The sequence below is a fragment of the Mycobacterium sp. 1482292.6 genome (assembly GCF_001672995.1).
Lineage (GTDB): Bacteria > Actinomycetota > Actinomycetes > Mycobacteriales > Mycobacteriaceae > Mycobacterium > Mycobacterium europaeum_A.
The window spans coordinates 1-8,368 of the sequence record NZ_LZKV01000237.1; the positions used below are offsets into that span (position 1 = coordinate 1).

Annotated in this window: 7 protein-coding genes and 1 pseudogene; 4 read left to right on the top strand and 4 right to left on the bottom strand. The window is 69.7% G+C overall.

From position 1 onward, the window contains the following. Positions 1-465 (bottom strand): annotated as a pseudogene (locus A5624_RS24010) (peptidase M13); the annotation flags it as partial. A gap of 41 nt (positions 466-506) precedes the next feature. Here A5624_RS24010 and A5624_RS24015 point away from each other — a divergent pair. Beyond that, a complete protein-coding gene (locus A5624_RS24015) occupies positions 507-1,187 on the top strand; it encodes a hypothetical protein (protein ID WP_066872097.1) in 681 nt (226 codons plus the stop codon). A gap of 7 nt (positions 1,188-1,194) precedes the next feature. Then, the gene (locus A5624_RS24020; RefSeq protein ID WP_066872101.1) at positions 1,195-1,878 is read left to right on the top strand and encodes a hypothetical protein; all 684 of its coding nucleotides are present in this window, start codon (positions 1,195-1,197) and stop codon (positions 1,876-1,878) included. A 1-nt stretch (position 1,879) separates the two neighbouring features. Here A5624_RS24020 and A5624_RS24025 read toward each other — a convergent pair whose 3' ends face one another. Together A5624_RS24025 and A5624_RS24030 are read right to left on the bottom strand one after the other, a co-directional pair. Continuing rightward, complete coding sequence (locus A5624_RS24025; RefSeq protein WP_066872104.1) at positions 1,880-2,431, bottom strand: hypothetical protein; 552 nt, start codon at positions 2,429-2,431, stop codon at positions 1,880-1,882. Further along, positions 2,428-5,472 carry an MMPL family transporter gene (locus A5624_RS24030; protein WP_066872107.1) on the bottom strand — a complete coding sequence of 1,015 codons (3,045 nt, stop codon included), beginning with the start codon at positions 5,470-5,472 and terminating at the stop codon, positions 2,428-2,430. Before A5624_RS24030 ends, A5624_RS24025 begins: the two co-directional genes overlap by 4 nt. A 349-nt stretch (positions 5,473-5,821) precedes the next feature. On the opposite strand from A5624_RS24030, the gene A5624_RS24035 reads away from it, so the two are divergent. After that, a complete protein-coding gene (locus A5624_RS24035) occupies positions 5,822-6,364 on the top strand; it encodes a hemophore (RefSeq protein WP_066872111.1) in 543 nt (180 codons plus the stop codon). Here the strand turns inward: A5624_RS24035 and A5624_RS24040 are convergent. Next, the gene (locus A5624_RS24040) at positions 6,361-7,590 is read right to left on the bottom strand and encodes a YbhN family protein (protein ID WP_066872114.1); all 1,230 of its coding nucleotides are present in this window, start codon (positions 7,588-7,590) and stop codon (positions 6,361-6,363) included. The genes A5624_RS24035 and A5624_RS24040 overlap by 4 nt on opposite strands. Before the next feature lie 179 nt (positions 7,591-7,769). Between A5624_RS24040 and A5624_RS24045 the strand changes: the two genes are divergently transcribed. Beyond that, the coding region (locus A5624_RS24045) for an AI-2E family transporter (protein ID WP_156749170.1) at positions 7,770-8,368 on the top strand (599 nt) is incomplete at its 3' end.

Sequence of the window (8,368 nt, forward strand, 5' to 3'; positions counted from 1 at the left end):
CTGGGTGAAGTGCACCAGGTAGCGCGCCGAGTTCTTGGCGTCGGTGTCCACATACACCCCGACGCCGCCGCCGGCGCCGGTGCGCTGCAGGATGCCGATGGCCCGGGCCAGCGCCTCGGCATCGGCGGCGTCGTCGATCACGGCCATCTCGTCGAGCAGCGGCCGCACGCCGCGGCGCTGCACGGTGTCCTCGTCGAGGAAGCTGGCATACAGGTCGCCGATGCGTTGCGCGTCGTCGTCGCCGGCGGCCGAACCCTGCCGGCTGGCCTCGACGATCAGGTCGCGCACCTGTTCCTCGGCGCGGTCATACAGCTGCCGGAACGCCCCGTCGGTCGCGCGGTCCGCCGGTATCTCGTATTCGGCCAGCCAGCGGCCGTTGACGTGACCGAACAGGTCGTCTTGGGGGCGGATGCTGTCGTCGACAAAGCTCAGGTCGATGCCCGAGCGGATGGCCGTATTCGTCACCCCGCCATCCTTCCATCTTTCCCGGGTGCAACGATCGGGCCATGTCCGACGGCGAGCGAACCGAGGCACCTGCTGATGAAGCTGTCGTCGACGTCGACCCCGAAGCCGACGTCGACGCGGACTCGAACGACGACGCCGACGCGGACGAATTCGAAAGCGATGGCGTCTTTTCCCATTACGGCGTCGCGTCCGCGGTCCTCGGGGTGCTGTCGGTGGCAGCGGTGGTGCTCGGCTCCGTCATCTGGTCCGACCACCGCGACCAGGTCGCCGAACGCGGCTATTTGAGCCGGGCCATGCAGACCGCCGCGGAGTGGGCGAACGTGCTGATCAACATGAACAGCGGCAACGTCGACGCCAGCCTGCAGCGGCTGCACGACGGCACGGTCGGGGAACTCAACACCGACTTCGACGCCGCCGTGCAGCCGTACAAGGCGGTCGTGGAGAAGCTGCAGTCCAAGAGCGCCGGGCGCATCGAAGCCGTGGCGATCGAGACCGTGCACCGTGACCTGGACACCCGGCCGGCGGGCGCGGGGCCGCCAAGAGAGATAGTCACCACCAAGCTGCCGCCGTTCGCGAGCCGCACCGACTCGGTGATGCTGATCGCCACGTCGGTCAGCGAAAACGTCGGAGCCAAGCCGCAAACCGTGCACTGGAACCTGCGGCTGGACGTCTCCGACGTGGACGGCAAGCTGATGATCTCCGGATTGGCTTCGATCAGGTGAGGATCCGATGAGGAACATCTGGCGGCTGTTCGCCTTCGACGTCGCGGCCCCGCTGGCCGCCATCGCGGCGCTGCTGGCCATCGGGTTGGTGCTGGGCTGGCCGCTGTGGTGGGTGTCGGCGTGTTCGGTGCTGATCCTGCTGATCGTCGAAGGCGTGGCGATCAATTTCTGGCTGCTGCGCCGCGATTCGGTCAGCGTCGGCACCGATGACGACGCGCCGGGGCTGCGCCTGGCGGTCGTGCTGCTGTGCGCGGCGGCGCTCACGGCCGCCGTCGCGACCGGCTACACGCACTGGACCAGGGCGGACAGCGACTTCACCAACGACTCCCGCAAGGTCGTTCAGATCGCCACCGGCATGGCGGAGGCGATGGCGTCGTTCAGCCCCACCGCCCCGACCGATTCCATCGACCGAGCCACGGCGACGATCGTCCCGGAGCATGCGGCCGCGTTCAAGGAGCAGTACTCCAAATCCAGCGCCGATCTGGCCCAGCACAACGTCACCGCCCAGGCCACCACGGTTTCGGCCGGAGTCGAGGCGCTCGGACCGTCGGCCGCCAGCGTGGCGGTGGTCCTGCGGGTCACCCAGAACACCCCGGGACAGCCGCCCAGTCAGGCGGCGCCGGCGCTGCGGGTGACGCTGACCAAGCGCGGCGGCGACTGGCTGGTCGCCGACGTGCTGCCGGTGCGATAGATCAGTTGGCTTCGGCCGAGCGCGCGGACTTCACCTTGACGAACCGGTCCGACAAGCGCCGGATCCGGATCATCAGCGCGGCCGTCGGGCTGGTGCTGCCGTCCAGGTAGCCGTCCAGCTCCTCGGCGGTGACGCCGATGCGGGACGCGAATTCCTGCGGGGCGAGACCCGATCGGTCGATCAAGAGGCGCACGTGGCGGGCGACCTCGGCGCGTTCGTTGGCCTCTAAGTGGGTGCGGGCCCGCTCGAGCACCTCCCACAGCGCCTTGGCGATGCCGTAGGGCCGGGTGCCCTCGAGGACCTCTTCGACCTGGCGGGCGGTCCGCCCGTACGGGTCGCGCTTGAGCGCGCCGGCGATGCGCTTCCAGGTCGCGATGTCACCGCCCTGCAAGGCCGACCGGATGGCGGCCGTCGGCCAGAACTCCACCGGCTGCTCGGGGTCCTGGAAGGGCCCTCCGGTCGGCCCCCCGGGCTGCCCACTGCCGCGTTGACGCTGTTCGGGACCCGGCCGGTGGGGCGGCGGCGCGGAGCGTCGGTCGGGTGCCAACGTCACCTCGCCTCCTCCAGCATCGCCACGGCCACCGACAGGCAGCGCTGCCGGATTTCCTCCCAGTCCGAGCCCGCGTCGGCGTCCGATCCCTGGTCTTCCGGGTGGTCGCAGGGGTTGGGATCTGCGAGTCGACGGACCAACTGGGTGGCAATCCACTGCCGCCTGGATGATTTACAACAGTAATACCTGTCCATTCCGGCCAGCACCACCGCGGCGGTCTCGGGCTCCAATGAATCGACCATGTCTGCAAAGTCGGCATAATCGCGCCGACTGTTACGGCTCATGATCAGGTAGCCCTTCAGCCGCAGGGTCTCGGCACCGGTCGGAACCAGCAGCCGGTCACCGGTGGGCAGCTGCACGTTGGTGGTCTCCACCGGGCTGCGCCGTTCGTATTCCGGCCCGTCGCCGGCCCCGGCGGTGTCGTTTTCCAGCGCGTCGATCGCGACCGACAGGCGTCCCCGCCACAGCGTCACCGGGTGAACCGGCCGGTCGGTCCCGGCGATGGCCTTGGCGATGCCGTTGCGCGAGGCCAGCCCGCCGACCAGCTTCTTGGCCGCCAGGGAGCCGTTGGTGTGGCCGTTGGAGCCGGGCTTCTTGTCGGCCGCGCCCACGCCGACGCTGACCCGCTCCTCGCCGAGCGCGACCTGGTGGGGGATCTGCCCGGGACCCAGGCCGCGGGGCTGGTCCTCGTCGGTGCCGGAGACCGCCTGGGCGGCGTTGCGGCCGCAGCCGGTGAAGGCGAGCGGATCGGCCACGCAGATGGCGTCGGGGGCCAGCTGCTTGAGCTTCGCGGCGGACTTGAGCACCATCCGCAGGTCGGCGTTGGGCGCCACCAGCGCCGAGATGTCGTCGGGGATGACGACGACGTCGCCGAGGTCGACCTCGGGCAGCGGCCGGTCGAAGTCGACCGACGGCAGCACGCGCGACAGCCAGGGCGGCAGCCACCAGTTCCACTGGGCGAACATCGCCATCAGCGCCGGCACCATCACCAGCCGTACCACGGTGGCGTCCACCGCGATCGCGACCGCGCAGGCGACACCGATCTCGGCCACCAGCGGCATGCCGGCGAACGCGAACCCGACGAACACCGCGATCATGATGAGCGCGGCGCTGGTGATGGTGCGCGCGCTGGTGCTGACGCCGTAGGCCACCGCGTCGCGGGTGTTCCCGGAGTGCAGGAAGCGCTCCCGGATGCGGGTGAGCAGGAAGATCTCGTAGTCCATCGACAACCCGAAGGTCATCGCGAGCACCAGCGGGGGCACGGTGCTGTCGATCGAGCTGATCTGGGCGAAGCCGAGGTCCTTCAGCCACCCCCACTGGAACACCATCACCAGGCTGCCGTAGGCGGCGGCGACGGACAGCAGCGTCATCAGCACACCCTTGAACGCCAAGAACACCGAGTGAACCGACACCAGCAGCATCACGAACGCGATCAGCGCCACGATGCCCAGCACCAGCGGCTCGGTCTTGGACACCTGATCGTCGAAGTCCTTGATCAGCGCGGTCGGGCCGCCGACGTCCACCCGCGCCGTGCCCGCCTCGGGGATCTTGGGCAGCTGCGCGCGCATCCAGCCGACGGTCTCGCGGGCCTTCATGTCCTCGGGATCCACCGACAACACCGCCGAGAGCAGCGCGCTGCCGTTGTCCTCGGCGAACTGCGGCGGCGACACCGACACGATGTTGGGTGCCTGCGACATCCGCTGGCGGATCGCGCCGACGGTGTGGCTGTGCTCGGGGGAGGCCGCGCCGCCGTCGGGGAAGTTGATCAGCACCCGGACCGGGCCCAGCGCGCCGGGACCCAGCGCCTGGGCCGCCGCGCCCACCCCGGCGCGGATTTCGTGCGACGAGTCGAACTGGCGCAGCAGGCTGTTGCCCAGCACCATCGACGCGGCCGGCGCCGCCATCACGAGCAACACCAGCGACGCAGCCAGCGCCGACATCCACGGCCGGCGCATCACCCAGCCGATCCAGCGGTTCCAGAACCGGGACTGGGTGCTTTCGGGGCGGCGCGACCAGTGCAGCAGGGCCGACCGCTTGGCGGCCGCCCGGCCGAACGTCGCCAGCGCCGCCGGCGTCAACGTCGTCGAGGTCAGCATGGCCACGGCCACGGCCAGGATGGCGCCGGTGGCCATCGATTTCAGCGCCGGGGTGTTGATCACGTAAATCCCGGTGAGCGAGGCGATCACCGTCATCCCGGACAGCACCACGGCCAGCCCGGAGGTGGCCATCGCGGCGTCGACGGCCTCGCGGGGCTGCCGCCCGGTCCGCAGTTCCTCCCGGAACCGCATCAGGATGAACAGCGAGTAGTCGACGGCCAGCGCGATCCCGAACATCGACACCGTCGAGGTCACGAAGACCGACATGGTGGTGTAGGCGGACAGCAGATACACCAGGCCCATGGTGACCACGACCGTGCAGACGCCCAGCGCCAGCGGGATGGCCGCGGCGGCCAGCGAGCCGAACACGGCGAGCAGCACGATCAGGATGACCGGCAGGTTCCATTTCTCGGCCGCGGCGATGTCGTGCTTGGTGTTGGCCGCGGCGGCGGCGGACAGCGCGCCCTGCCCGATGACGTAGAGCCGGACCCGGCCGTTGGCGGTCTGGCCGGGCTGGTCGCCCTTGATGCCGACCTTGGTGCGCAGCTGCTTGGCCACGTCGCTGGTGTTACGGGAATCCAGCCGCACCGACAGCACGTAGGGCCGGTCCGGCTGCGGCGGCCGCTGGGTGGGGTTGGGGATCTCGGTGGTACCTGGGATGCCGGCCGCGATCTGCCGCAGCTGCGCGACGGCGTCGTTCATGTCCTGGTAGCTGGCGTCGGGACGGGGTGCGGCCACCAGCGCCAGCGACGACCCGCCCTGATCGTGGTAAAGCTCCTCGAGCTGGTCGTGGACCGCCAGCGACTGCGATCCGGCCACGTCGAACCCGCCGCCGGTGAGATTGCCCGACTGTGTCAGCGCCAGATAGACGGCGGGAACCAATGCCAGCAGCCAGCCTGTGAAGACCAACCAGCGGTACTTACGCAGGCTGCGGCTGAGGCGCATCATTAACTGCTGGATTTTTCCGCTCCCCGGTTCTCGCGTAACGCGTGTTGGCGACGATACCGCAGCAGGCTGTGGATTATGCGGGCTTATCTAGTTCCTGAGCTGCGACGACGGTGTTGTTGCCAAGACGCTGCGAAGACGTTGTGAACTGGTGACCAAGCGGGATTTCGATCACATATCCCGTCAGGCGCTTTGTTCGGACTGGCAGCGGTGATATCGGCGGTGGCAGGATGTCGGATGGCCCGCGCGGCCCCGGGGGATTCGGGGATGCCTGCGCTGAAACGGGCCGTCTGTTGCAGCCGTTTGCGAGGCGCCCATCCGGCGGTCCGTCGCAAACTCGAAGGAGTTACCCATGACGAGAGCCACCGCTGGACGGGGTCGCAGAATCTTCGCCGGGCTGGTCGCCGCCGCGGTTCCCGGAGCGGCCGCGGCGGTGTTCGCCGGCGCGCCGGCGACCGGCGCGAACGACCCGTGCGCGGCCAGCGAGGTCGCCCGGACGATCGGCTCGGTGTCCAAGTCGATGGGTGACTACCTTGATTCGCACCCGGAGACCAACCAGACGATGACCTCGATGCTCCAGCAGCAGGCGGGTCCGCAGTCGGTGAACGGGCTGAAGTCCTACTTCGACGCCAACCCCAAGGTGGCCGGCGACATGACGTCGATCGCCCAGCCGCTGACCAGCCTGTCGCTGCAGTGCAAGCTGCCGATCTCCATCCCGCAGGCGCTGGGCATGGTCCAGCAGGCGCAGGGCGCGGCCGGTGGGCTGCCCGCGCTGCCGGCGAACCCCGCGCCAGCGTCGCCGTTGGGTGGGACCACCGGTGGCGCCCCGGCGGCGTCGCCGCCCGCGGCGACCAACCCGCTGCCGGGGCCGCCGCGGGGGAACACCGTCGGCTAGGGCTGGCCGTCCGTCTCCGGATTGCGATCGGCCGGGTTGTGATCCGCCGGATTCCGGTCCGGCGGTAACGGCCCCTGCAGCGCCGCCTCGGTCGGGTCGGCCGCGGCGTTGCCCGCGAGCGGGACGACGGGCAGCGGACCGGTGATCGGGTCCTCGTCGGAGTTGGTGACGTTCTCGGTGCGGAACACGAAGAAGAACACCACCCAGCCGATCGCCGAGATGAGCAGCCAGCTGATCAGCCGGTAGATCAGCATCGCCGAGATCGCATTGGGCAGCGACATCCCGCTGGACACCAGGCCGGGCACCAGCACCGCCTCGACGATCAACAGCCCGCCGGGCATCAGCGGGATCGTGCCGACCGCGCGGGCGGCCGCGTAGGCCACCGTCAGCCCGGCCACCGAGGCGTGGTCCCCGGCGGCGTAGGCGGCAAACCCCAGGCAGGCGACGTCGGCGATCCAGTTGAACATCGACCAGCCGAACGCCACGCTCAGGTCGCGCCGGCCCAGGCTCACCGACTCCAGCTGCATCAGCGTCTCGCGCCACTTGTCCAGGCCGGCCTCGGCCGGCCTGCCGCGAACCGAGTTGACCCACGCGAGGACCCGGCTGCCGATGCCGTCGATCAGCTCCGGGCGCGACGCGACGGCCTGGGCCAGCAGCAGCAACGCCACGAAGCCGCCGAGGGTGAACAGCAACGAGAACGGGTTGTTCTTCGCGCCCAGCAGGAAGGCGCCGCCCAGGCCGAGCAAAGCCAACCCGACCGCCTGCAGCACGCCCGACATCACCAGCTGCCACGACGCCACCACCGTCGAGGCGCCCCAGAGCCGCTGCTGGCGGAACAGGAAGGTCGCCGACAGCACGGGCCCGCCGGGCATCGTGGTGCTCAGCGAATTGGCGGCGTAGAAGGCCGCCTCGGACCGCAACTGCTTGACATGCACGCCCGCCGACCTGAGCAACGTGCGCTGGATCTGGGCGAAGCTGTGCATCGACGCGGCCGCCGCCGCCACCGAGGCGAGCAGCCACCACCAGTTCGCCTCGTACAGGCTCATCCAGGCCTTGGCCAGCTGATCCCAGCCCAGCGAAACCTCGACGGCGAGCACGATCGCTACCGCGCCCAGGATCACCCAGCGCGCCCACCAGTACTTCCCGCGCGGGGTCTCGCCCGCGCAAGAAGGCGGGAGCACCTCCCGCGGGGGTGTGGTTTTATCGGCGGGTGCGTCGTGCGGCACGTGATTTAGGGTAACGGTGCAGGTGGCGCCGCGATCGCTGCGCATCGCCTACCGTGTCCCGGACGTTCCGGGGTCGTAACCGGATCGTGCCGACGGTGATGGCTCCGGGCGACGCGCAGACGCGCGCGGACACGGCCGAGACACGTTTGACGGCGCCCCGCTGCGGATAGGCTGGCCCAATGTCAGCAAACGTCGACGATGCCTCGGTCGAACCCCTTGTCCGCAAGACCGCCGCCTGGGCCTGGCGTTTGCTCGTCATCCTGATCGCCGTGCTCGCCCTGCTGTGGGTGGTGCAGAAGCTGGAAGTCATCGTCGTTCCGGTGCTGGTGGCGCTGCTGCTGAGCGCGCTGCTGGTGCCGGTGGTGGACTGGCTGGACAAACGCGGCATGCCCCGCGGTGGCGCGGTGGCGCTGGTGTTGCTGGGTGGCTTCGCCATCCTGGGCGGCATCCTGGCGTTCGTCATCCTGCAGTTCATCGACGGCCTGCCCGGCCTGACCGAACAGGTGACCCACAGCATCGAGTCGACGCGCCGCTGGCTGATCCACGGGCCCGCGCACCTGCGCAACGAACAGATCGACAGCGCGGGCAACGCCGCCATCGAGGCGCTGCACAACAATCAGGCGAAGCTGACCAGCGGCGCGCTGTCCACCGCGGCCACCGTCACCGAGCTCGTCACGGCGGCGGTGCTGGTGCTGTTCACGCTGATCTTCTTCCTCTACGGGGGCCGCAACATCTGGCAGTACGTCGTGCAGATCGTTCCGTCGCACGTGCGGCACCG